20 protein-coding genes and 1 pseudogene are annotated in these 20986 nt (G+C 69.2%); 12 read left to right on the top strand and 9 right to left on the bottom strand.

The genetic code is table 11. The features are described 5' to 3' along the window. Positions 1-3: 3 nt before the first annotated feature. Both ACFVYE_RS29930 and ACFVYE_RS29925 read right to left on the bottom strand, forming a co-directional pair. A complete protein-coding gene (locus tag ACFVYE_RS29930) occupies positions 4-1398 on the bottom strand; it encodes a sensor histidine kinase (RefSeq protein WP_383974066.1) in 1395 nt (464 codons plus the stop codon). Between the two features lie 15 nt (positions 1399-1413). After that, positions 1414-2106 carry a response regulator transcription factor gene (locus tag ACFVYE_RS29925; protein ID WP_189279749.1) on the bottom strand — a complete coding sequence of 231 codons (693 nt, stop codon included), beginning with the start codon at positions 2104-2106 and terminating at the stop codon, positions 1414-1416. 351 nt (positions 2107-2457) lie between these two features. Between ACFVYE_RS29925 and ACFVYE_RS29920 the strand changes: the two genes are divergently transcribed. From ACFVYE_RS29920 to ACFVYE_RS29885, 8 genes are all read left to right on the top strand, one after another. Beyond that, positions 2458-3243 carry an amino acid ABC transporter ATP-binding protein gene (locus ACFVYE_RS29920; protein ID WP_383974069.1) on the top strand — a complete coding sequence of 262 codons (786 nt, stop codon included), beginning with the start codon at positions 2458-2460 and terminating at the stop codon, positions 3241-3243. 69 nt (positions 3244-3312) lie between these two features. Further along, positions 3313-4158 (top strand): glutamate ABC transporter substrate-binding protein, encoded by an 846-nt coding sequence (locus ACFVYE_RS29915; RefSeq protein WP_383974072.1) that lies wholly within the window; start codon positions 3313-3315, stop codon positions 4156-4158. 75 nt (positions 4159-4233) lie between these two features. Then, positions 4234-4899 (top strand): amino acid ABC transporter permease, encoded by a 666-nt coding sequence (locus ACFVYE_RS29910; RefSeq protein ID WP_389607728.1) that lies wholly within the window; start codon positions 4234-4236, stop codon positions 4897-4899. Further along, on the top strand, positions 4896-5807 hold the full coding sequence (locus ACFVYE_RS29905) for an amino acid ABC transporter permease (RefSeq protein WP_383979833.1): 912 nt from the start codon (positions 4896-4898) through the stop codon (positions 5805-5807). The genes ACFVYE_RS29910 and ACFVYE_RS29905 overlap by 4 nt, the downstream gene beginning before the upstream one ends. A 209-nt stretch (positions 5808-6016) precedes the next feature. Next, positions 6017-7630: an FAD-dependent monooxygenase gene (locus tag ACFVYE_RS29900; protein WP_383970468.1), complete on the top strand. Its 1614-nt coding sequence runs from the start codon at positions 6017-6019 to the stop codon at positions 7628-7630. A gap of 32 nt (positions 7631-7662) precedes the next feature. After that, positions 7663-7749 carry a putative leader peptide gene (locus ACFVYE_RS29895; protein ID WP_311605579.1) on the top strand — a complete coding sequence of 29 codons (87 nt, stop codon included), beginning with the start codon at positions 7663-7665 and terminating at the stop codon, positions 7747-7749. A gap of 72 nt (positions 7750-7821) precedes the next feature. Continuing rightward, positions 7822-8373 carry a cysteine dioxygenase gene (locus ACFVYE_RS29890; RefSeq protein WP_389607727.1) on the top strand — a complete coding sequence of 184 codons (552 nt, stop codon included), beginning with the start codon at positions 7822-7824 and terminating at the stop codon, positions 8371-8373. Further along, on the top strand, positions 8370-8777 hold the full coding sequence (locus ACFVYE_RS29885) for a rhodanese-like domain-containing protein (RefSeq protein WP_383970464.1): 408 nt from the start codon (positions 8370-8372) through the stop codon (positions 8775-8777). Before ACFVYE_RS29890 ends, ACFVYE_RS29885 begins: the two co-directional genes overlap by 4 nt. A gap of 114 nt (positions 8778-8891) precedes the next feature. Here ACFVYE_RS29885 and ACFVYE_RS29880 read toward each other — a convergent pair whose 3' ends face one another. Beyond that, a complete protein-coding gene (locus ACFVYE_RS29880) occupies positions 8892-11444 on the bottom strand; it encodes an FtsX-like permease family protein (protein WP_389607726.1) in 2553 nt (850 codons plus the stop codon). Further along, positions 11441-11650, bottom strand: a complete 210-nt coding sequence (locus tag ACFVYE_RS29875; RefSeq protein ID WP_389607725.1) for a hypothetical protein — start codon at positions 11648-11650, stop codon at positions 11441-11443. The genes ACFVYE_RS29880 and ACFVYE_RS29875 overlap by 4 nt, the downstream gene beginning before the upstream one ends. Positions 11651-11855: 205 nt before the next feature. Here ACFVYE_RS29875 and ACFVYE_RS29870 point away from each other — a divergent pair, with 205 nt between their 5' ends. Further along, positions 11856-12494, top strand: coding sequence for a hypothetical protein (locus ACFVYE_RS29870; protein WP_389607724.1), 639 nt, complete (start codon positions 11856-11858; stop codon positions 12492-12494). A gap of 31 nt (positions 12495-12525) precedes the next feature. On the opposite strand, the gene recX is transcribed toward ACFVYE_RS29870, so the two are convergent. Beyond that, positions 12526-13251, bottom strand: a complete 726-nt coding sequence (gene recX, locus ACFVYE_RS29865; protein ID WP_383970454.1) for a recombination regulator RecX — start codon at positions 13249-13251, stop codon at positions 12526-12528. 3 nt (positions 13252-13254) lie between these two features. Continuing rightward, on the bottom strand, positions 13255-14382 hold the full coding sequence (gene recA, locus ACFVYE_RS29860) for a recombinase RecA (protein WP_114247024.1): 1128 nt from the start codon (positions 14380-14382) through the stop codon (positions 13255-13257). Positions 14383-14631: 249 nt separating this feature from the next. Here recA and ACFVYE_RS29855 point away from each other — a divergent pair. Then, positions 14632-15558 (top strand): annotated as a pseudogene (locus ACFVYE_RS29855) (SDR family oxidoreductase); the annotation flags it as partial. A 32-nt stretch (positions 15559-15590) separates the two neighbouring features. Here ACFVYE_RS29855 and ACFVYE_RS29850 read toward each other — a convergent pair. Both ACFVYE_RS29850 and ACFVYE_RS29845 read right to left on the bottom strand, forming a co-directional pair. Then, a complete protein-coding gene (locus tag ACFVYE_RS29850) occupies positions 15591-16757 on the bottom strand; it encodes an AI-2E family transporter (protein WP_389607741.1) in 1167 nt (388 codons plus the stop codon). A gap of 172 nt (positions 16758-16929) precedes the next feature. Next, positions 16930-17124 carry a DUF3046 domain-containing protein gene (locus ACFVYE_RS29845; protein WP_383970450.1) on the bottom strand — a complete coding sequence of 65 codons (195 nt, stop codon included), beginning with the start codon at positions 17122-17124 and terminating at the stop codon, positions 16930-16932. A gap of 79 nt (positions 17125-17203) precedes the next feature. Between ACFVYE_RS29845 and ACFVYE_RS29840 the strand changes: the two genes are divergently transcribed. Next, positions 17204-18118, top strand: a complete 915-nt coding sequence (locus ACFVYE_RS29840; protein ID WP_383970447.1) for a hypothetical protein — start codon at positions 17204-17206, stop codon at positions 18116-18118. An 83-nt stretch (positions 18119-18201) separates the two neighbouring features. Here the strand turns inward: ACFVYE_RS29840 and ACFVYE_RS29835 are convergent, their stop codons facing one another. Next, positions 18202-19434 carry a PucR family transcriptional regulator gene (locus ACFVYE_RS29835; RefSeq protein WP_383970444.1) on the bottom strand — a complete coding sequence of 411 codons (1233 nt, stop codon included), beginning with the start codon at positions 19432-19434 and terminating at the stop codon, positions 18202-18204. Positions 19435-19584: 150 nt separating this feature from the next. On the opposite strand from ACFVYE_RS29835, the gene ACFVYE_RS29830 reads away from it, so the two are divergent. After that, positions 19585-20985: an alkyl sulfatase dimerization domain-containing protein gene (locus tag ACFVYE_RS29830; protein WP_383970442.1), complete on the top strand. Its 1401-nt coding sequence runs from the start codon at positions 19585-19587 to the stop codon at positions 20983-20985. Position 20986: the final 1 nt, after the last annotated feature.

Here is a 20986-nt window from a genome sequence, read left to right as displayed (position 1 = left end):
CGCTCAGCCCTGCGGTCCCCGGCGTGGCACCGACACCGTCACCCGCAGTCCGTGCGGCTCATGGGCGACGTAGCCGATGGAGCCGCCGCCCGCCACCAGGAGAGCCTGGGCGATGGAGAGGCCGAGGCCGGAACCCTTCACGTTCTGATGCCGGGCGCTGCGCCAGAAGCGGTCGCCGACGCGCTCCATCTCCTGTGCGGTGAGGCCCGGTCCGCGGTCGGCGACGACGACCGTGACGTCATCGCGACCGGAGGCGACCGTGACGAGGACCTCTTCCCCGGCAGGGGTGAATTTCAGGGCGTTGTCGATGATGGCGTCGAGGGCGCTCGACAGGGCGATGGGGTCCACCCAGGCGGTCACGGCGGATGAGCCGTCCGCCCTGAGCCGTACTCCCTTCTCCTCGGCGACCGGACGCCAGGAAGCGACGCGTTCCGCGGTGAGTGCGCCTATGTCCGTGAGCTGCAGATCGGCATCGGCGTGTTCGGCCAGCGCCAGGTCGAGCAGGTCGTCGAGAACCTGCCCGAGGCGCTTGCCCTCCGTGCGCACGGAGGCGATCTCCTCGTTGCCCTCCGGGAGTTCGAGCGCGAGGAGCTCGATCCGCAGCAGCAGCGCGGCAAGGGGGTTGCGCAACTGGTGCGAGGCGTCGGCGACGAAGGCGCGCTGCTGCTCCAGCACGTCCTCGACGTTGTCCGCCATCTCGTTGAACGAGCGGGCCAGGCGCCTCAGTTCCGGCGGCCCTCCGGAGGCCGCGACCCGGGATCTCATCCGGCCGCTGGCGATGTCGTGGGTGGCCGCGTCCAGGGTCCGTACGGGCAGCAGTACCCAGCCGGTGAGCCGGATCGCGGCGCCGACCGCCACCAGCATCGCGACCGCTTCGCCGGCCGCGATGAGCAGCCAGCCGCGCAGCGTGCGTGCGCGCATTTCGGAGGTGGGCGAGTCGATGACCACGACGGCGACGACATCGCCGTCCCGTACGACGGGTGAGGCGACGACGACCCTGCCCCGCTGCCAGGGCCAGACCTGCGGCGGATCGTGGCTGCGACGCCCCAGGAGCGCCTCCTTGAAGGCCTCTCTCCCCTCTCCCTCGAACGGGAGCTGCCAGGTGGCCGGGGCCTTGGCCATGGCGCTGTCGTCGCGGTAGAAGACACCGGCGCGGATGCCGTACACCGATGCGTAGGTGTCGAGTTCGCTCCGCAGGGTGCGGCGCCGCTCGTCGTATCCGGGGGTCCGCTCGGCGATGAACTGGGCGAGCGCGGCGAAGCGTGCCGTGTCGTCGATGCGGTCGATGACGACGCGCTGCTGCTGGGCGCCGGCCACGCTGACGGCCAGCGGGAAGCCGAGGGCGAGCAGCACGCTCGCCATGAGAACGATGAGCAGGGGAAGCAGCCGGGTGCGCACCTGGGACGTACGCCTCTACGCGGACGGGGCGACGAGGCGGTAGCCGACCCCGCGCACCGTCTCGATCAGTGCCGGCAGTCGCAGTTTGGAACGCAGGGACGCGACGTGCACTTCTAGCGTGCGCCCCGTTCCCTCCCAGCTCGTTCGCCACACCTCGCTGATGATCTGCTCCCGGCGGAAGACCACGCCGGGGCGCTGGGCGAGCAGCGCGAGCAGGTCGAACTCCTTGCGGGTGAGCTGGACTTCCGATCCGTCGACGCTGACCCGGCGGGTCGGCAGCTCGATGTGGACGTGCCCGAGGCGCAGAGCGGCGACGGGCGTGGGCACGGTGTCCTCACCCGCCGATTTGCGCCGGCTGACGGCGTGGATACGGGCGAGGAGCTCGCCGGTGTCGTACGGCTTGACCACGTAGTCGTCGGCCCCGAGATTGAGGCCGTGGATCCGCGACCGGACATCGGCGCGCGCCGTAACCATGATCACCGGAGTGGAGGTGCGCTTGCGGATCTTCCCGCACACCTCGTAGCCGTCCTGGTCGGGCAGACCGAGGTCGAGGAGCACGACACCGAAGGGCTCCGTGTCCGCGGGCAGCAGCGCCTGCAGTGCCTCCTCGCCGCTGCGCGCGTGCACGACCTGGAAGCCGTGCCGGGCGAGGATCGCGGAGAGGGCGGCCGCGACGTGGTTGTCGTCCTCGACGAGCAGCAGTCTCATGACCCCCCTTTCCGAAGGTGCGGTATCGGTTTTCCCAAGGTGCGGCACCGGTGCGTGTAGGTGCGGTTTTTTGTACGCCCCTCGTCACTTCCCCGTACCGAGGTGTTTCACGTCATGACGTACCAGGGCATCCACTCCGATGACCGGTACGTCAGTCAAGGGCCCACCCATCACATCCAGCCATCTGTTATGCACCCGGTACGCCCCGGACGCCGCGCACGTCGTCCCCTTCACGCGGAGTGTCCGGTTGCCGCCGGATCGTTATGCTCAATTTCCGCTCAGATGTAATGACGCTGGTCGCACTGCGTCACTAGGGTCCTTCCCAACCGAGGAGGACGGAGCAAGAAGCCGATGAGCGGAGTTTCAGTGACCAAGGGCGCCGAGGACGCCGCACCTGCGGCGAACGACCTTGTCGTACTGAGCAACGTCAACAAGCACTTCGGCGCGCTGCATGTGCTCCAGGACATCGACCTGACCATCGCCCGTGGCGAGGTCGTGGTCGTCATCGGGCCCTCCGGGTCCGGGAAGTCCACGCTGTGCCGCACGATCAACCGCTTGGAGACGATCGACTCGGGCGCCATATCGATCGACGGCAAGCCGCTGCCCCAGGAGGGCAGGGAGCTGGCCAGGCTGCGTGCCGATGTCGGCATGGTCTTCCAGTCGTTCAATCTCTTCGCGCACAAGACGGTGCTCGAGAACGTGATGCTGGGCCAGCTCAAGGTCCGTAGGACGGACAAGAAGGTTGCCGAGGACAAGGCCCGTTCGCTGCTGGACCGGGTGGGCGTGGCGACGCAGGCCGACAAGTACCCCGCCCAGCTCTCCGGCGGTCAGCAGCAACGCGTCGCGATCGCCCGGGCATTGGCGATGGACCCCAAGGTGATCCTCTTCGACGAGCCGACCTCCGCGCTCGACCCGGAGATGATCAACGAGGTGCTGGAGGTCATGCAGCAGCTCGCCCGGGACGGCATGACGATGGTCGTCGTCACCCATGAGATGGGCTTCGCACGCTCGGCGGCGAACCGCGTCGTCTTCATGGCGGACGGAAAGATCGTCGAAGAGGCCACGCCCGACCAGTTCTTCAGCAACCCGCGCAGTGACCGGGCCAAGGACTTCCTGTCGAAGATCCTTCACCACTGATGGAGCCTTCACCACCGGTTCCCGCACCGGCTGATCACTCACATCGCGTCAACTCTAGGGAAATTCACCATGCAGCTTCGTAAGGTCACCGCCGCCTCGGCCGCCGTGCTCGCTCTCGCCCTGACCGCCACCGCCTGTGGTTCCGACGACAAGGACGGCGGCTCGGACGGTTCGGGCGGCGGCAAGAAGATCACGATCGGCATCAAGATCGACCAGCCCGGTATCGGTCTGAAGACGCCCGACGGCAAGTACACCGGCTTCGACGTCGATGTCGCCACGTACGTCGCCAAGGAACTCGGCTACGACGCCAAGGACATCAACTTCAAGGAGACCAAGAGCGCCGACCGCGAGACGGCGATCGAGCGCGGTGACGTGAAGTTCATCGCCGCCTCCTACTCGATCAACGACGAGCGTCTGCAGAAGGTCGACTTCGCGGGTCCGTACCTGCTGGCGCACCAGGACATCCTCGTCCGCGCCGACGACGACTCGATCAAGTCCCCGGCCGATCTGAACAACAAGAAGCTGTGTTCGGTCGCCGGCTCGACCTCGGCGAAGAACGTCCATGACAAGCTGGCGCCGAAGGCTCAGCTCCAGGAGTACGGCGGTTACTCGGAGTGCCTGTCCGGTCTGGAGAACAAGGCCGTCGACGCGCTGACCACCGATGACAGCATCCTGGCCGGTTTCGCCTCGCAGCAGAACTTCCAGGGCAAGTTCAAGCTGGCCGGCTTCAAGATGAGCAACGAGAACTACGGCATCGGTCTGAAGAAGGGCGACGCCGACCTCAAGAAGAAGATCAACGACGCGCTCACCAAGATGGTCTCGGACGGTTCCTGGGAGAAGGCCGTGAAGGCCAACTTCGGTCCGGCGAACTACAAGAACGAGCAGGCTCCGAAGATCGGCAACATCGTCAAGTGAAGCAGGGCTGACCCGGCGCGCCGTCCGTGAACGGCGGCGCGCCGTGCCCTCCTACACGCGGAAGCGCGGGAGATCGTGTTCGACTTTCTTGAAGGTTACGACCTGCTTGGGGCGTTCTGGGTGACGGTGCAGCTCACCGTCTACTCCGCCCTCGGCTCCCTCATATGGGGAACGCTGCTGGCCGGCATGAAGGTCAGCCCGGTCCCCCTGATGCGCGGCTTCGCCACCTCCTACGTGAACGTGGTCCGGAACATTCCGCTGACCGTGATCATCGTGTTCTCGTCACTGGGGCTCTTCCAGACCCTGAACATCAGCCTCGGTGCCAGTGATTTCAAAGACATCAACTTCCGGCTCGCGGTACTCGCCCTGATCGCCTACACCTCCGCGTTCGTGTGCGAGGCGCTGCGCTCGGGCATCAACACGGTCCCCGTGGGCCAGGCCGAGGCGGCACGTGCCCTTGGGCTGAGCTTCACCCAGGTGCTGCGGCTGATCGTCCTCCCGCAGGCATTCCGTGCGGTCGTCAACCCGCTGTCCAATGTGCTGATCGCGCTGACGAAGAACACCACGGTCGCCGCCGCGATCGGCGTCGCCGAAGCCTCGTACCTGATGAAGGGCATGATCGAGGCAGAGGCACAACTGATCCTGATCTCCGCCGTCTTCGCGTTCGGCTTCATCGTTCTGACCCTCCCGACCGGCCTGATCCTCGGCTGGGTGAGCAAGAAGGTGGCGGTGAAGCGATGACTTCCGTCCTCTACGACGCCCAGGGACCGCGCGCCAAGCAGCGCAACATCCTGTACACGGTGCTGTTCGTGCTGTGTGCCGCGGCCGTGGTCTGGTGGGTGTACGACAGCCTCGCGGCCAAGCACCAGCTCGACTGGATCAAGTGGAAGCCCTTCTTCACCAGCTCCCAGCCCTGGGAGACGTACATCTGGCCGGGCCTCCAGAACACTCTCAAGGCCGCGTTCTTCGCCCTGATCATCGCGCTGCCGCTCGGAGCATTGTTCGGCATCGGACGGCTCTCCGACCATCGGTGGGTACGGGTGCCGGCCGGTGCGGTCGTGGAATTCTTCCGCGCCATCCCGGTGCTGATCCTGATGATCACCGCGAACGCGGCGTACTCCGAGTACACGAACATCAGCGCCGAGTCGCGTCCGCTGTACGCCGTGGTTACGGGTCTGGTCCTCTACAACGCCTCGGTGCTCGCCGAGATCGTGCGGGCCGGTATCCACTCCCTGCCGCAGGGCCAGACGGACGCCGCCAAGGCGATCGGCATGCGCAAGGGCCAGGTCATGGTGTTCGTGCTGCTGCCGCAGGCGGTGACCGCCATGCTGCCCGCGATCGTCAGCCAGCTCGTCGTGATCGTGAAGGACACCGCGCTCGGCGGCGCCGTGCTGACCTTCCCCGAGCTGCTGGCTTCGGTCCGCCCGATGAGCGCGAACTACGGCGCGAACACCATCGCCTGCTTCACCATCGTCGCGTTGATCTACATCGTCGTGAACTTTGCACTCACGTCGTTCGCGAGCTGGCTGGAACGGTGGCTCCGGCGCATGAAGAAGGGATCTGGAGCCGTGGTCGGCGCCGGACCCGGGGGCGGTCAGGAGACGATCGGTACGCCGTCGCTCGTCATCGACGACGGACGCGCCGTCTGACGGCACGTCGAAATGCGTCCCCGAGGGGCGGTGGCACATCTGCCACCGCCCCTCGCCGCGTTCCGGTGTCGCTTGACGCAAGCACCGGCAGTAGGTTGCATACGTTCTGTGATCGCGCACCGAGCCCCCGCCGCCACACCTCCTCCGCCCCCTACACCCGTTTCGCGCCTTTCGCCTGCATTGCCGGCACGCATTCGAGGAGCCACGTCGTGGACCCGGTGATCGTCGTCGGCGCCGGGCCCGTCGGCTTGGCGCTGTCGCTCGCCCTCGCGGCACAGGGCGTCCCTTCCGTCCTTCTCGACGAGGATCCGGCCAAGGACGAGACGCGTCCCGCCCGTACGGTGGTGCTTCGCGAGGACACAGCGGCCCTGGTGGAGCGGCTCGGCTGCAAAGCGCTCCGGCACGAGGGCATGCGGTGGTCCGGCTGGCGGTCCATGCGGCGCAGGCAGCTGGTGCGTGAGCTGCCGCTCGGCGAGGACTCCCCCGACAGCGAGCCGTTGCCGGCCCCCATCCATCTGCCGCAGCACGTCCTGACTCGTGGGCTGCGGGACGCGGTGGCCGCACAGGAGCTGGTGCAGGTGGCTCCGTACGGCCGGATCGACACGCTGGAGCAGGACCCGGCCGGGGTCACGGTGCACACCAGGGAGCCGAACTCGACCTGGTGGCGCGGAAGTTATCTGGTGGGCTGCGACGGCGCCAGGTCCACCGTACGCAAGCTCCTCGACATCCGTTTCCCCGGGCGTACGGCGGTGGAGCGGCATGCCGTCGCCGCGCTGCGCACCGAACTTCCCTGGCCCGGGCAGGCCGTGCTGCACCGGCTGCCGCCATGGCGCACCGGCGGCGCAGAGGTGACCGCGCGGCCACTGCCGGACGGCGCCTGGCGGCTGGACTGGCTGCTTCCCCCGCGTGGCGAGCTCGTCACCCCGGACGCCCTGATCACCCGGGTCCGGGACACCCTGGCGGGCTGGTGCGGCGAGACACCTCCGTACGAACTGCTGGACACAGGTGTGTACACGCTGCACCACCGACTCGCCCTGCGCTGGCGGGTCGACCGGGCCTTCCTGGCCGGGGATGCTGCCCATCTGCTGGGCGCGCTGGGCACCCAGGGGCTCGACGAGGGGCTGCGGGATGCCGAGAACCTGGCCTGGAAGCTGGCCCAGGCCTGGCATCACGGCGCCTCCGACGTACTGCTCGACAGCTACCAGGCGGAGCGCCGGGCCGCGGTCGCCGCACGGCTGCGCGCCGCGGACCAGTCGCTGCCGATACTGCGCGGCGGCGGAGGTCTGCGGACCCTGGTACCGGGGAGCGCACGGGGGCACGATTCACTGCTCACCGACGGACATCTGGGGTGCGGCCCCCTCGGTGCGCCCCCCTCGTACTCGCACTCGCCCCTTGCGCCCGCACGCGCCGAGGCGCACACATCTGTGGGTACGCCCCCGGGTGCGCCGGTCACCGATGTACGGGTGACGGCACCCGACGGCACGACCGTGCGGCTGCGCGAGCGGCTGGGGCAGGGGCATCTGCTGGTGGTCCTGGTGGCTCCCGGAACCGGGGTGTGGGACCGGCGGCACTGGATGACCGCGGGCGTCATGCCCCGCCTCGTCGCGGCTGTCGACGCGCTGCCGGTGAAGGGCGAGTTGCTGGTGACCGAGAGCTATCCGGGGGCGTCGGCGCACACCGTGCTGCTGATCAGGCCGGACGGTCACCTGGTGGCATCGTTCGGCGGGGTACGGCCCCGGGAGCTCTTCGCGGCGGCGGACGCGACGCGCGGCGGCGCGGCACGCGCCTCCGTACGCTCCGACCTGACAGCGGACATCAATTGACCATCGCAGGCGCACATGGTGTACTCCGAATCGTGACCGACACCGATGTGCGCCTGTGGCGGAGGGTCCATATGGACCTCGTCCGCTATGCGGGCTGCGTGTGTCGCCCGTCCTGCTGAATCGTCTCCCCTGCCGCGCCGTGCGCTCTGTCGTGCGGCCGTGCATTCCTGCGAACCCTCAGGACGGTCTCTGTGTCTGCCCCTTCGTCACACTCTGTACGCATATCCTCCTCCACCGCCGACGGTGCTGCCGGTCCCTCGGCCGCGGAGTTGCTCGATTTCGTCCGCCGTGTCGCCGCCGACGCCGAGATCGTCGCCTCGCTCCCTCTCGATCCCGAGGGCCGCACCTGGGTCCAGCTGGAAGGGCCGGGCGGCAGTGAGGCGTGGCTGATCGGCTGGCCGCCGGGTACCGGCACCGGCTGGCACGACCACGCCGACTCGATCGGCGCCTTCACCACCGCAGTCGGCACCCTCAAGGAGCTGTCGCTCGCCGCCCGGCTGCCCACCGACGGCTGGAAGACCCTCGAACTCGCCGAGGGCATCGACCGTTCCCGGCAGTTGGCCACCGGCCAGGGCAGGGCATTCGGCCGCCACCACGTCCACGAGGTGCTGAACGAGTCCGGCACGCAGCACGCCGTCTCCGTCCATGCGTACTTCCCACCGCTGCCGCAGATCCGGCGCTACAGCCGTACCGGTGCGGTGCTCCGTCTCGAGCAGGTCGAGCAGCCCGAGGACTGGCAGTGAGCGACAGCCGTCGGGGTGGTACGGAACCGGTCGGGATCGACGAACTGCTGGAACGGGTCCGGGCCGGGTTCGTCCGGGTCGGCCCGCAGGAGGCGGTCGCCGCCGCTGCGGACGGGGCGCTGCTCGTGGACATCCGCTATGCGGAGCTGCGGGAACGGGACGGACTGATTCCGGGGGCGCTGGTCGTCGAGCGCAACGAGCTGGAGTGGCGGCTCGACCCGCAGGGAAGCCATCGGGCCCCGGAGGCGGTGAGCCACGATCTCCACATCGTGGTGGTCTGCAACGAGGGCTATGCGTCGAGCCTCGCCGTCGCGTCCCTGCGGCAGTTGGGGCTGCACCGGGCGACCGATCTCATCGGCGGGTTCCAGGCGTGGCGTGCGGCAGGACTCCCGGTCGAGGCCTGACGGACGGCGCTGGGACGGGGCAGGAACGATAGCGCCCGGCGGAGGACGGCGTCGGCGCGGAGCCGGGCGGGGCGTCCCCTCCGGAGGACGCCGACGCCGGATCCCGTCGGAGGTTCACTGCCTTGACGTGGCTACCTCCACCGGGCGGGCCCTGAGCGCCAGTCGGCCGGGCAGCGCCGTGGCGGTCAGTGCCAGCAGCGCGGCGGCGCCCACCACTGTCGCGTACACCAGCGGCAGAACCGCGGGCGCCGCACTGCCGGTCATGCCGATGCTGAAGGCGGTCAGTACAGCCAGTGCGATACCGCTGCCGAGGGCAGCGGCGATCAGCAGGACCGACAGGGCCTCGATGCGGAGCATCCTGAGGACCTGACGCCGGGTCGCGCCGGCCAGCCTGAGCATGGCGAACTCCCTGATGCGCTCGGACACGGACATGGCAAGGGTGTTGACGACCGCGATGGCGGTGAAGGCCAGGACCAGGCCCATGGCGAGATGGTTGACCGCCGCATTCTCCTGCTGTCGGTCCGCCTGGAGCCGGTCGGCTGTCGCCGGGGCGAGTACGGAGACGCCGGGGAACTGCTTGAGGGCGGCGGCAAGTTCGTCACGGCCGCTGTCCCCGGCGACCAGGACCGTGGCGGCAAGAGGGTTGTCCATGTGGCGGGCGAGCAGCTCATGGGGCAGGGTCAGGTCACCGAAGCCCAGGCCCCGGCTGTAGACGGCGGCAACGGTGAGGGTGGCGGGGGTGCCGTCGCCGAGGTGGAGTTTCAACTTGCTGCCGGGGTGGAGGCCGAGCCGGTCGGCAGCAAGTTCACTGATCGCGACGGTGCCGGGGCCGGTGGTGAACTCGGTGAGCGATCCGCTCGTCACGTCAGGGTCCCAGGTGCGGGCGAGTCCGGCCTGGGTGACGCCCTGGGCCGGGTACTTGTCGAGGCCGACGCGCACGGTGGTCCGTACGACCTCGGTGGCAGCCGTGACACCCGGCATCCTACGGATGGTCTCGGCGGCTGCGGACGGGACACCTGGCCCTTGTGCGGCCAGTACCCAGGTGGCGCGGACGCCGTCGTGGGCCTGGGCACGGGCGGCGTCGCCGAGCGTCGGCTGAACGAAGAGAACCGTGCAGGTCATCCCGATGAGCAGGGTGAGCGGGGTGACGACGGAGGCCATCCGGGTGGAGTTCCCGCGGATGTTCGCGGTCGCGAGCGGTCCCCCGGAACCTGCCAGTCGAAGTGGTCCCGCGAGCAGTACAGAAGCCAGTCGTACGAGGAACGGGCCCAGCAGTGACACGGCCGTGGCCGACACGACGACGGCCAGGAACGTGACAGGGGTCGCGGCGGCCTCGGTACGCAGGACGCTCAGTACGGCGATGAGAGCGGCGGCGCCCGCGAGCAGCACGAGACCCGCGATGATCCGGCCGCGGGCCGGGCCGCGCTCGACCGTGGACTCGGCCATGGCCTCGGCGGGACGGATACCGGCGATACGGCGGCCGGAGATCCTCGCCGCCGCCCAGGCGCCGAGGAGAGTGACGGCCAGGGCTGCGCAGGCCGGGAAGATACCTGCGGTGTGTTCCAGGGTCGCCGGGATCACATTCATGTCGATGAATCGACTGCGCAGCCAGTCGGCGAGAGGCAGTCCGGCGAGCGCTCCGAGGGCACCGGAAACGAATCCGACGGCCAGGGCCTCACGGCCGAGGAGGCGGCGGACCTGACGCGGGGTGGCAGCGATGGCGCGGAGCAGGGCCAGTTCGCGGTGGCGCTGCTGGATGGAGAGCGCGAAGGTGCCGACGACGACGAGGATCGCGACCAGGAGGGACGTACCACCCATGGCGCCGCCCATGGACACCAGCTTGATACGGGCTCCCGCGGCGTCCAGGAACTCGACGGGCCCGCGGTCGTCGCCGATGGCGACCTGCGCGGTGGTGCCCTTGAGCGCCTGTTCGACCTGCTGCTTCAGCCGGTTGAGGTCGGTGCCCGGCGCGGGCATCACGCCGAGGGCGCTGATCCGGCCGGGGCGGGCGGCAAGTCGCTCGGCCTCGGCGGTGGAGAAGAAGAGCGAGGACTGCTGCCGGAGATCGCCCCGGCCGGCCGGGGCCGCAATGCCACTGATGCGGTACGGGCGGGGGGTGCTGGTGGACTGGACGACGAGCCGGTCCCCGGGCTTCAGACCCTTCTGTTCGGCGAGGCCGCGGTCGATCACCACGTCGTCCTCGGAGGCGGGGGCGCGGCCTGAGACGAGAGCGAAGGGGGTGAGTGGGGCGGAGGCCCACGAGTGCCCGTACGAAGGGTGAGCAGCGGACTGGGGCGCGGACCGAGTCACGGGCTGGGCCAGGAAGGTCAGCTCGGGAACGACCTTCCGTACGCCTTCCAGGTTGCTGATCCGGTCAGCGATGGCCGCGGGCAGCCAGGCGCGCTCGGCGACCGGCTTCGCCTTGTGTTTGACCTTGGTCTTTCCGTTGCCCTTGTGCTTGACGGTGGTGCGGTGGACGTTCTGGTCGGCGGAGACCACGAGCGGCGCGGCGGCATAGCGTTCGGTGGTGATCCTTCCGCGCAGGCCGGTCTCCAACAGCGTGCCGCAGGCGGTGATGAGGGCGGCGGCACACATGAGGGCCAGGAAGGCACCGAGGAAACCTCCCTTACGGTCCCGGATCGTCTGCAGGGCATAGCGCAGCATCATGGTGCGTCCGTCTCTTTTCTGTTGTTGTCCGCCGGGGTCGCGGCCGGGTCCGGGATCCAGGTCGGGTCCGGGGCCGGGTCGCTTCCGCGTCGGAGCTGCTCGAAGAGGGCAAGGCCGGCGCGTAGGGCCAGTGCACGCGGGTGGTAGCCGGTGGCGTGCACGGCGTTCGTGTCGTGCACGGCTGCCATGGGTGGCTTCTCTGCCATGCGTCACAGAGTGCTCTGTGCACAGATGTCCGGGCACTGGAGCGCGCCTGCGTCTTCGTGCGGGGGCTACCCCCCCGCACGCCGTTCGCCGGTCCCCCGTTTCCGCGCCGACACACCCGGACGCCACGCTCCGGTGGAGCAATCCCCGTACCCGACAGACATTCACCTCAACGCCAAGGACCGACGTGACGGAGACCTCGCACCCATGCCGACCCCCACCCTCACCCCCGACCAGCTCGACGCTCAGGCCGCACGCCTCCATGACACCGAGGCATGGCAACAGATCGTCTCCGGCTGGGACCTCACCACCCCCGAACCCGTACTCCCCTCCTCCACCGGCACCGCGGAACAACTGCCGGTCGGCCACCCGGCCGACTGGCGTGACCTGCTGTCCGTACCGGTCGACCAGCTCGTCGCCGACTCCGTCCGTGCCCTGCCGGCGACGGCGCCGCGCGAACGGCCCCTCCCCGGGCGCCTGGGTGCGATCCTCCCCGACCGGCTCCACTCCTGGCGGCGCATCGGTCAGCCCGAGGTGCGTCCCTCCACTCATCTCGCCTACGCACGGCGGATCCTGACCGAGTGGGGCTGGCAGAACACCCCGTACCGGTTGCGCAACGCCCGCGGCGCGCGCTGCATCTGCGGCGCTCTCATCACCGCACACCGCCTGGGCTACGGCTCCCGCGACACCGTGGACCGGGCGGGCGCCTGGCTCGTCGCCGAGCTCCGCTCCCAGGGCTGGAGCGGGCTGATCGGACCCTGGAACAGGCACCCCGGCCGCACCGCCGCAGATGCGCTCGCCCTGATCGACGCCACCATCGGCCGCGCCGCTCGCGCCGGGCAGTAATCACCACAGTCGCCCCCCAGTACGGGCCCGGTCAGAAGGACTCGTCCAGGCCTTCCGTGTCCTCTCCCTCTGCTTCCAGCGCCTGCCGCACCACGCGCAGGGCCATACCTTCCCCGTACCCCTTGCGGGCGAGCATGCCTGCTAGGCGGCGCAGCCGCTTGTCGCGGTCGAGGCCGCGAGTGGAGCGCAGCTTGCGCGCGACCAGCTCTCGGGCTGTCGCCTCCTCCTGCTCGGAGTCGAGCTGCCCGACGGCCTCGTCGATCACGGCGGAATCCACCCCCTTGGTGCGCAGCTCACGGACGAGAGCGCGGCGGGCCAGCCCTCGGCCGTGGTGCCGGGACTCCACCCAGGCGTCCGCGAACGCGGCATCGTCGATCAACCCGACATCCTCGAAGCGCGACAGCACTTCTTCGGCCGCCTCGTCCGGGATCTCCCGCTTGCGCAGGGCATCCGCAAGCTGCTTTCGGGTGCGCGGGGTCCCGGTGAGCAGCCGCAGACAGATGTTGCGCGCCTGCTCGACCGGGTCTCGCGGCTCCCCCTTCTCGGCCCTCGACGAGGAAGGGGAGCCGCTGCTCCTGGAGCGGGAGCGGGCACCACGCCCCGCCCCCTCACCGAATCCGGCGCCCGAGCCGGTGCCGTGGCCGGCCTCCGGCTCGTACGCGCCCTCGGACTCGGCCGTGTGTCCGGCGGCGAATTCGGGGCCGGGACCGGCGCCATGGTCAGTGGCGCTGACCGGCCACTCCGTACGACGCGTCACGGTCTAGCTCTTGGCCGCCGCAGTCTTGGCCGGCTTGGCCTTGCCGGCCGGAGCGGGCACCGACTTCGCGCTGTCGGCCGAAGCCGCGGCGCCGCCCGCCGCATCCGCACCGGGCTCAGCGGCGTTGGCATCGGGCCTGACACCGACGCCCAGCTTCTCAAGGATCTTCTTCTCGATCTCATTGGCGAGATCGGGGTTGTCCTTGAGGAAGTTACGGGCGTTCTCCTTGCCCTGGCCGAGCTGGTCGCCCTCGTACGTGTACCAGGCGCCCGCCTTTCGGACGAAGCCGTGCTCCACGCCCATGTCGATCAGACCGCCCTCGCGGCTGATGCCCTGGCCGTAGAGGATGTCGAACTCGGCCTGCTTGAAGGGCGGCGCGACCTTGTTCTTCACGACCTTGACGCGGGTGCGGTTACCGACGGCGTCGGTACCGTCCTTCAGCGTCTCGATCCGGCGGATGTCGAGGCGCACGGAGGCGTAGAACTTGAGCGCCCGGCCACCGGTCGTGGTCTCCGGCGAGCCGAACATCACACCGATCTTCTCGCGGAGCTGGTTGATGAAGATCGCGGTGGTCTTGGACTGGTTGAGCGCGCTGGTGATCTTGCGGAGTGCCTGGCTCATCAGTCGGGCCTGCAGACCCACGTGCGAGTCGCCCATCTCGCCCTCGATCTCCGCACGCGGCACGAGCGCCGCGACGGAGTCGATGACGATCAGGTCGAGGGCGCCGGAGCGGACCAGCATGTCCACGATTTCGAGGGCCTGCTCACCGTTGTCCGGCTGGGACAGGATGAGGCTGTCGATGTCGACGCCGAGCTTCTTCGCATACTCGGGGTCGAGGGCGTGCTCCGCGTCGATGAAAGCCACCGAGCCGCCGAGCTTCTGCGCATTCGCCACCGCGTGCAGCGTCAGCGTCGTCTTACCGGAGGACTCCGGTCCGTACACCTCCACCACACGGCCGCGCGGCAGGCCGCCGACGCCGAGGGCCACGTCGAGGGCAGTCGACCCGGTGGGGATCACCTCGATGGGCTCGTTCGGCCGCTCACCGAGGCGCATCACCGCGCCCTTGCCGAATTGCCGTTCAATCTGTGCGAGTGCGGCGTCCAGCGCCTTCTCGCGGTCGGTTCCTGCCATGGGTTCCACCCGATTTGCTTGAGTCGATCGCTTCACGTCAAAGACGCTAACCCCTGCCACTGACAATGGGCCTCGACGTCCTCCCGGCCTGTGGACAACTCCACGGTCGGGCCCGGGAAAACCCGGCCGGAATCCCATGAGAATGGATGTTCGATTTTGGTGTCAAGCACACCGCGCCGGACCGAACTGCCCCCAGCGTAGCGCCCTAGCACTCCACCTTCGGGAGAGTCAAGATCAGCGATCGACGCCATACTAAATTCCCGGCAGGTGGGGACAGAACCGACAGGAAAAGTAGCTCTGGTGGCCGGGGCGACGCGGGGTGCGGGCCGCAGCATCGCCGTCCAGCTGGGTGCGACCGGAGGAACCGTCTACGTCACGGGGCGGACGAGCGGGTCGCAGCGCTCGGAGATGAACCGCCCCGAGACGGTCGAGGAGACAGCGGCTCTCGTGGACGAGGCCGGCGGCCGCGGAATCCCGGTCCGGGTGGACCATCTGATGCCCGAGGAGGTCGGCGAGCTCGTGGCCCGCATCCGAAGAGAACGGGGCTGTCTGCATGTTCTCGCGAACGACATCTGGAGAGCGGAGACCGAGTGGTACAAGTCGGTCTGGGAATCCTCCCTGGAAACGCGGCTGCACACCCTGCGCCTGGCCGTGGACACCCACGCCATCACCAGTCATTGCGCGCTCCCGCTCCTCATCGAGACGCCGGGAGGACTGGTCGTCGAGGTGACGGACGGAACCGATGAGTACAACGCCGCCAACTACCGGGGTTCCTTCTTCTACGACTTCTTCTACGACCTGGCCAAGGCGTCGGTGAACCGGATGGCGTTCGCGCTGGCGCACGAGCTGGAACCCCGTGGCGCGACCGCCGTATCCCTCACGCCCGGCCGGCTGCGGTCCGAAGCCATGCTGGAGGCCCACGGCGTCACCGAGGCGAACTGGCGTGACGCGATCGCGCGCTCGCCCCATTTCGCCATCTCCGAGAGCCCGGCGTTCGTCGGCCGGGCGGTGGCCGCGCTCGCGCAGGACCCCCAGGTGCCGCGCTGGAACGGCAAGTCGCTGTCCAGCGGGCAGTTGGCGAAGGTCTACGGCTTCACCGCCCCCGACGGCAGTCGGCCCGATGCCTGGAGATATGTCACCGAGGTCCAGGACCCGGGCCGGCCGACGCAACGGACTGTCGATGAGACGAGCCCCCACCACCGAGCCGGTCAGGCACGTTCCGGATGCTCCCCGGCCCCGTCCTGTCCGCCCCGGCTCTCATTGCTCTCGGCGGTCTGCCAGGACCGGCGCAGCCGCGTGAGCACCGGCTCACCACGTTGCTGGTGGCGGCCGTGCACCCGCGGGTCGTCCGTCACGTCGTACCGCTTCACATAGGCGCCGAGGAACGCCTGGAGCGTGGCGACGGCCGGGATTGCGATCAGCGCACCCACGGCACCCATCAACGCCGTGCCGGCGATGACGGATCCGAAGGCGACCGCCGGATGGATGTCGACGGTCTTGGAGGTGAGCTTGGGCTGCAGCGCGTAGTTCTCGAACTGCTGGTAGACCACGACGAATCCGAGCACCCACAGCGCGTACCAGGGGTCGACGGTGAACGCGATCAGCATGGGCAGGGCGCCTGCCAGATACGTACCGATCGTGGGGATGAACTGGGAGACCAGTCCGACCCAGATGGCGAGCGCGGGCGCGTACGGAACACCGAGGATCACCAGCAGGATGTAGTGCGCGATGCCGGAGATGAGTGCCATCAGGCCGCGCGAGTAGAGGTAGCCGCCGGTCTTGTCGACCGCGATCTCCCAGGCCCGCAGGACCTCGGCCTGCTTGGCGGGTGGCAGTACGGAGCACAGGGCGCGCCGCAGCCTGGGGCCGTCGGCGGCGAAGTAGAACGAGAACAGGAAGATCGTCAGAAGACGGAACAGCCCGCCGAGCACGGTGGTGGAGATGTCGAGCACTCCGGTCGCGCTGTTCTGGACGTACTTCTGCATCCAGTCGGAGTGCAGCACGCTGTCCTGGACCTCGACCCGGGAGAGCTCGGTGTGGAAGCTCTGGTTGACCCAGTTGATCACCGAGTCCAGATACTTCGGGAACTCCTCGACCATGTCGACGATCTGGCCCGCGAGCATCGAGCCGAGCAGCACGACGAAACCGGCCGCAGCTATCAGCACGACGAGGAAGACCAGGAAAGTGGCGAGGCCGCGGCGCATGCCGCGCGACGACATCCGGCTCACCGCGGGCTCGATGGCGAGCGCCAGGAAGAACGCGATCAGAACATTGATCAGCAGCCCGATGAGCTGGTCGAACGCCCAGCTGCCGAGCTGGAAACAGGCGTAGAGCGCCAGGGCGAGCACCATGGCACGCGGCAGCCACGCCGGCATACGGGCAGGCCCGTAGCCGGACGGCGGGACCGGCGGGGCGGGCTGGGTGAGAGGCGTCTGGGTCTGGGCTGTCTCGTCTGTCGGTGACACGGCTCCAGTCTCGCCTACGGCTGTGACAAACAGTCGCCCGCCCCGGACAACATCACAGGTCCGGCCGTTGACGAGCCGGCGATCAGCGCTTGTCGGCGGGGATGCCGACCGCGGTACAGACACCGCGCCAGACATCCTTGGCGTCCCAGCCCGCGGCCAGCGCCTGGTGCACCGTCTGCCCGCCGAGCTCGGCCATCACATGATCGCGCGCGAAGGAATCGGCGTATCCCGCGCCGAAGTGGTCCGCCATCCGTTCCCAGAAAATCGTCAACCGCATGACCCCAGTATCCCGCTCCTGAGAGTGCAGCCAGGCCGCTAGGTCCTGCCGAGAGCGCTTACCGCCCTACGGTCGGTCCATGGCTGGAACCGGAGCAAGTCCCCTCAACCGTGCCGAGCAGTTCATTTGGCTCACGGCCCGTGTCCTAGAACAGCGGCGGTTCGCCCATCACTTCCTGAAAGGAAGTGCGGAGGCTGTGGAGACCGCACTCGCCGCCTATCTGAATGAGGACGGCGGGTACGGGCACGCACTCGAACCCGATCTGCGTGGCCCCGTCAGTCAGCCACTGCACACCGCGCACGCACTCAACGTCCTTGACTCCATCGGCCGCTGCAGTGGGCTGCGGGTGGAGCGGATCTGCCGCTTCCTGACCGAGGTGTCCACCAGGGAGGGGGCACTGCCCGCTCTCCTGCCGTCGCAGCGCGGCTATCCGGCCGCACCGTTCATCCCGATCGTCGACGACCCGCCCGCGGAACTGTTGACCACCGGACCCGTCGTCGGGCTCCTGCACCGCAATGCGGTGTGGCATGCCTGGCTGTTCCGGGCCACCGATTTCTGCTGGGCGGCAGTCGACGCTCTGGACCGGTCGCATCCGTACGAGATCGAGGCGGCGCTCGCCTTTCTGGACGGCGCTCCGGACCGGGCCCGTGCGGAGGCGGCGGCCGACCGGCTCGGGCGGCTGGTGCGGGAACAGCGGCTCGCCGTGCTGGATCCGGAGAGGAGAGCGGAGTACCCGGTGGCAGCCGGATACGCACCGGGCGAGCATCACTTCCCGTACGACTACGCCCGTACACCCGATTCGCTCGCCCGCCGCTGGTTCACCGACGAGGAACTGGCCCGCTCGCTCGACCATCTTGCGGCCGAGCAGCAGGCGGACGGCGGCTGGCCGGTGAACTGGCGGCAGTGGGCGCCTGGGACGGCTCTGGAGGGACGGCCCATCATGACGCTCAAGGCGCTCCTGACACTGCGGGCCCATGGGCGCAGCCTCGACTGAGACCGGGCGGGCAGGGCGGCTCAGCGGGCTCGTAGCCCGGCCCCGTGCACCCGGGTCGTGTCGTCGTGCATGTGCCGTGTCGGTCAGCCTGCTGCGGACACGCCGTCGGCCCCGGCAGCGGTGTCGCGCAGCAACAGGGCCGCGATGGCCAGCGCGGCGCCACGTGGCGACGACGGATCGAGTCCGGTCAGCTCGGTGAGCTTGGCCAGCCGGTTGTCGACGGTGTTGGGATGCAGCCCCAACAGTGCCGCGGTGAGGCGCCTGTCCTGGTTCTGTGCCAGGTGCGTACGGAGGGTCTGCAGCAGTTCCGGGCGGCCCGCGACAGGGTCCAGCAGGGCGGCGATGCGGTGGCTGCTGGGGCCGGGGCGCGACAGATGGAATTCGAGGAGTACGTCGTCGAGGCTGTGCAGCCCGGGCGGCAGCCCGCACGTGCGGGCGACCCGGAGGATCTCCACGGCCGTCCGCGACGCCTCGGGGACCGCCTCGGGTGCCGCTGCCGGGACGGCGGCGATCCGGACTTCGGCCCCGCAGGCACGGGTCAGACGCTCGGCCAGGTCGCCGGGGGGCTCGCAGCCCTGCGGTACGACGGCCCGTCCGGTTCCCGCGTCGAAGAGGAAGAGCAGTTCCGTGCCGAAACCCTGGTCGAGCACGGTCTGGATGCGACGCATCCGACGCCGTACGGTCACCGCGCTCCCCAGCACCGAACCGCCCGATTCCGGATCGGCGTCGGCCTGGGGTTCCAGGACGACGGCGAGTACGAGCGCGGGCCCGTCGAGGCCGAGCTGCTCGAGCAAGGCACGGCCGGGTTCCAGCGTCCCGTCGAGAAAACCGCGTACCAGGGAGCGGCGCTGCTCACGCTGTTCCGCTTCCAGCGCGGATCGCTCGTCCATATAGGTCTCGGCCACTGCGCCGAGCAGAGAGTGGTGCGACTGGAGCAGCAGATCGACCAGTTCGACGAGCGCACCTTCCTCACCCGGCTCGGCGGTCTCACGCAGCGACTGCCACAGGACGTACATGCCGAGCGCGTGACTGCGCAGCAGCAGATGCAGCGGCATCCCTTCCTCGGCACGCTGCGCCGCCCGTTCGCGGAAGAGGCGGAGCCCGCCGGGCCCGGGGTGTGGTTCCGTGGCGCGGCGAAGGAAGAGACGCACGCCGTGCCGGATGGTCGCGGCGATCTCCAGGTCCTTCACGTCGTCCGGGAGTCCGGCGTATCCGGGGAGCTGCTCGAAGGACTGGCGGGTCATGCGCCGCGCCAGCTCATTCACCTTGGGCTCGCAGCGCAGGGCGAGGACCCTGGCCCCGTCGGACAGTGGCATGGCGGCGCTCCCTCTCCCCCGGCGGTCCTTGTGATGCGTCACAGTACGCAGCTCATCGAGGTGTGACGAGGACGGGTGTCGCAGATCACTACTTGGGCCGACACTCAGGTTCCGGGCGATCCGCCGTACAGCACCGAAGGAGCCGCAGGTATGACCGAGCACAAGTCGACGGACTATCTCAGCTACATCGACCGGGTGTGGCAGGGGGAGGACACACTCCTGGCACATCTGTCCGGGGCGTACTCGGGCGCGGAGCTGGTGACCGTGCGCGAGCGGGTCGGTTTCCTGCCCGCCTTCGCCAATGTGGCGGTGTTCGACACCGGCGACGGGCTGGTGCTGGTGGACTCCGGCGACATCCGCACGGCGCGTCCTCTGCACGAGGCGGTGCGCGCCTTCAGTGAACAGCCGGTCAGTACCGTCGTCTATACGCACGGCCATGTCGACCATGTCTTCGGTGTCGCGCCGTTCGACGCGCAGGCGGACAGCGAGGGGCGTACACGGCCCGAGGTGATCGCGCACGAGGCGGTCACGGCCCGCTTCGACCGATACATCAGCACGGCGGGCTACAACTCCTGGATCAACCGCAGGCAGTTCGGCGTACCGTCGCTGGACTGGCCGTCCACCTACCGCTACCCCGACACCACCTACCGCGACCGGATGACCGCCGAGCGCGGTGATCTGACCTTCGAGCTGGTGCATGCCAAGGGTGAGACGGACGACAGCACCTATGTGTGGGTTCCCGAACTCAAGACGCTGTGCACCGGTGACCTCTTCATCTGGAACTCCCCGAACGCGGGCAACCCCCAGAAGGTGCAGCGGTACCCGGAGGACTGGGCGCGGGCGCTGCGCGCCATGCAGGATCTCGGCGCCGAACTGCTGCTCCCCGGCCACGGCGTGCCGATCGTCGGCAGGGAGCGCGTGAACCGGGCGCTCGACGACACTGCGCGGCTCCTGGAGTCGCTCTGTGAGCAGACCAGGGCCTTGATGAACGCGGGTCACCGCCTCGATGCCGTGCTGCACGGCGTACAGGTGCCGCAGGAGCTGCTGGAGAAGCCCTATCTGCATCCCGCCTACGACGAGCCGGAGTTCGTCGTACGCAACCTGTGGCGGCTCTGGGGCGGTTGGTACGACCAGAACCCGGCCCACCTCAAGCCGGCCCCGGACGCCGCGGTCGCCACCGAGTTCGCGGACGCAGCGGGCGGCGCTTCCGTACTGGCTCAGCGGGCGCTGAAGCTGCTGGAGAAGGGTGAGCCGAGGCTCGCCTCGCATCTGGCGGAGACCGCCGCGCTGGCGGCCCCTGCCGATGTGGAAGTGGCCCGGATACGTGCGCGGGTGTACGCGCAGCGGGCAAGGTCCGAGACATCGACCATGGCCCGCGGGGTGTTCAACTGGGCGGCCGCGGAGTCGGCGGCGGTGGCCGAGGGGACCGATCTGGAGACCGAGCTGACGCGCTCCCCGGAAGGCCGGAAGCGGGCCGCCGGAATGATCAGTGTCGGAGTCGCGGACGAGGACGAGTGCGGCTGCGGCGGGGCGCCCGGGGAGGACGGGTGAC

The organism is Streptomyces sp. NPDC058239, assembly GCF_042882185.1.
Lineage (GTDB): Bacteria > Actinomycetota > Actinomycetes > Streptomycetales > Streptomycetaceae > Streptomyces.
Note: the sequence above shows the minus strand (reverse complement) of the source record. Positions and strands in the feature narration are given on the sequence as shown.

Excerpts from the sequence above, each read along its gene's own strand:
- ACFVYE_RS29925 (WP_189279749.1), bottom strand. The coding sequence starts at position 2,106 with ATGAGACTGCTGCTCGTCGAGGACGACAACCACGTCGCGGCCGCCCTC.
- ACFVYE_RS29920 (WP_383974069.1), top strand. The coding sequence starts at position 2,458 with ATGAGCGGAGTTTCAGTGACCAAGGGCGCCGAGGACGCCGCACCTGCG.
- ACFVYE_RS29915 (WP_383974072.1), top strand. The coding sequence starts at position 3,313 with ATGCAGCTTCGTAAGGTCACCGCCGCCTCGGCCGCCGTGCTCGCTCTC.
- ACFVYE_RS29905 (WP_383979833.1), top strand. The coding sequence starts at position 4,896 with ATGACTTCCGTCCTCTACGACGCCCAGGGACCGCGCGCCAAGCAGCGC.
- ACFVYE_RS29880 (WP_389607726.1), bottom strand. The coding sequence starts at position 11,444 with ATGATGCTGCGCTATGCCCTGCAGACGATCCGGGACCGTAAGGGAGGT.
- ACFVYE_RS29875 (WP_389607725.1), bottom strand. The coding sequence starts at position 11,650 with ATGGCAGAGAAGCCACCCATGGCAGCCGTGCACGACACGAACGCCGTG.
- ACFVYE_RS29870 (WP_389607724.1), top strand. The coding sequence starts at position 11,856 with ATGCCGACCCCCACCCTCACCCCCGACCAGCTCGACGCTCAGGCCGCA.
- recA (WP_114247024.1), bottom strand. The coding sequence starts at position 14,382 with ATGGCAGGAACCGACCGCGAGAAGGCGCTGGACGCCGCACTCGCACAG.
- ACFVYE_RS29850 (WP_389607741.1), bottom strand. The coding sequence starts at position 16,757 with ATGCCGGCGTGGCTGCCGCGTGCCATGGTGCTCGCCCTGGCGCTCTAC.
- ACFVYE_RS29845 (WP_383970450.1), bottom strand. The coding sequence starts at position 17,124 with ATGCGGTTGACGATTTTCTGGGAACGGATGGCGGACCACTTCGGCGCG.
- ACFVYE_RS29840 (WP_383970447.1), top strand. The coding sequence starts at position 17,204 with ATGGCTGGAACCGGAGCAAGTCCCCTCAACCGTGCCGAGCAGTTCATT.
- ACFVYE_RS29835 (WP_383970444.1), bottom strand. The coding sequence starts at position 19,434 with ATGCCACTGTCCGACGGGGCCAGGGTCCTCGCCCTGCGCTGCGAGCCC.
- ACFVYE_RS29830 (WP_383970442.1), top strand. The coding sequence starts at position 19,585 with ATGACCGAGCACAAGTCGACGGACTATCTCAGCTACATCGACCGGGTG.